Below are 1522 nucleotides of genomic sequence, written 5' to 3' on the forward strand. Positions count from 1 at the left end.
CTACAAGGCCCGCGGCGGACGCGTCACGATGTGGATCGCCCTGGTCCTGGCCGGAATCCTCATCCCCGCCGCCCTGGTCAGCTTCCCGCTCGCCTTCGTCATCGCCGCGATCATGGTGGCCCTGTTCATGGCCTACTACTTCGCCGTCGGCCGCAAACGCGTCGGCAACTACACCGCCGAAGAAGAACTCGCACTGACCGACCACGCCCTGACCGAAGCCTGACCCAACACGCCCGACCCAACAGGCCCCGGACCGCCCGGCGGGGGCCGCTGCAACCACAGCAGCCCCCGCCAGACAGCCCCACCGCCGTACCGCACAAAAAATTCAGTAAGACCGCACTCACAATTTGAGTTGTTAGACGTCTAACGTTAGACTTATTACATGCTCCACTGGAGCGAAAGGAGGGCAAAGATGCCCGTTGAACTACTGGCCAAAGAAGTTAGCCGGCGCGAGACAGCCCCGCTATACCGGGGCTACGCTTTCGACCTGGATGGCACGCTCTATCTCGGCGATAACCTCATCGAAGGCGCAGACGTCGTAGTGGCAGCGCTTCGCGATTCCGGGGCCCGGGTGGTGTTTGTGACCAACAAACCCCTCGAGACCGCCGACGCTTACGCAGCCAAATTGACCAAGCTGGGCATTCCGGCAGTTGCAGAAGACGTGATCTCCGCTCTCGACGCCCTCAGCCTGTACCTCACCGGGCGTCATCCGGGAGCACGGATACTGGCCGTGGGCGAGCCGGTACTCATCGAGTCGCTGCGCCGCACCGGGTTCACCGTGACCGAAAACCCCCTGGAGGCCGACGTCGTGGTCGTGTCCTTCGACCGGACCTTCGACTACGACAAGCTGACCCGGGCATACCAGGCGGTCAACGCCGGTGCCGTGATCGTGGCAACGAACCCCGACCCGTACTGCCCCACTCCCGACGGCGGCCTCCCCGACTGCGCCGCCATGCTCGCAGCCATCGAGGCCTGCACTGGAGGCCGCGCCGAGGCGATTGTCGGCAAGCCGAGCGTCCACATGGCGAACGCCTTCCTGGACCGGCTCGGCGTCCCCGCCAACGAGGCGGTAATGGTCGGTGACCGGCTATTGACCGACGTCGCCATGGGCCTGAACGCGGGCATGGCCTCGGCCCTGGTGATGTCCGGAGCGACGACGGATGACCATCTGGCCGCTTCAACGATCCATCCAACCCACGTCCTCGACGACGTCCGCGGGCTCCTCGCAGCCTGACCGCGCCGGGCACCAAGTGCCCACCACCCAAAACGTTCCACCCCGAAACCCCCAAAACGCTTCACCCACCACCAGGAAAGAACACGAACAATGTCTGAATTCATCTTCATGCTCACCCACAACGACCGCACCGTCGACAACGCCCTCGAGGTCCTCGAGCAGGTCAAGGACACCGGGCTGCGCCACATCGGCTTCAAGGACGTCGGCGCCACCCCCGCGAAGGCCCGCGAGCTGACTGCCGCCGCGCACGCCGCAGGCCTCGTGGTCTACCTGGAGGTCGTCTCGGTG

2 protein-coding genes and 1 pseudogene are annotated in these 1522 nt (G+C 64.9%); all 3 read left to right on the forward strand.

The window, feature by feature from the left end; genetic code table 11:
• Positions 1-223, forward strand: a pseudogene (locus AC1DZQ_RS22480) (hypothetical protein); the annotation flags it as partial.
• Between the two features lie 189 nt (positions 224-412).
• Positions 413-1234, forward strand: a complete 822-nt coding sequence (locus tag AC1DZQ_RS22485; RefSeq protein WP_476965571.1) for an HAD-IIA family hydrolase — start codon at positions 413-415, stop codon at positions 1232-1234.
• Positions 1235-1324: 90 nt separating this feature from the next.
• Positions 1325-1522 (forward strand): hypothetical protein (locus AC1DZQ_RS22490; RefSeq protein WP_476965572.1); only part of this gene is annotated, 198 nt, incomplete at its 3' end.

The organism is Arthrobacter sp. P1_C12_2, assembly GCF_056406415.1.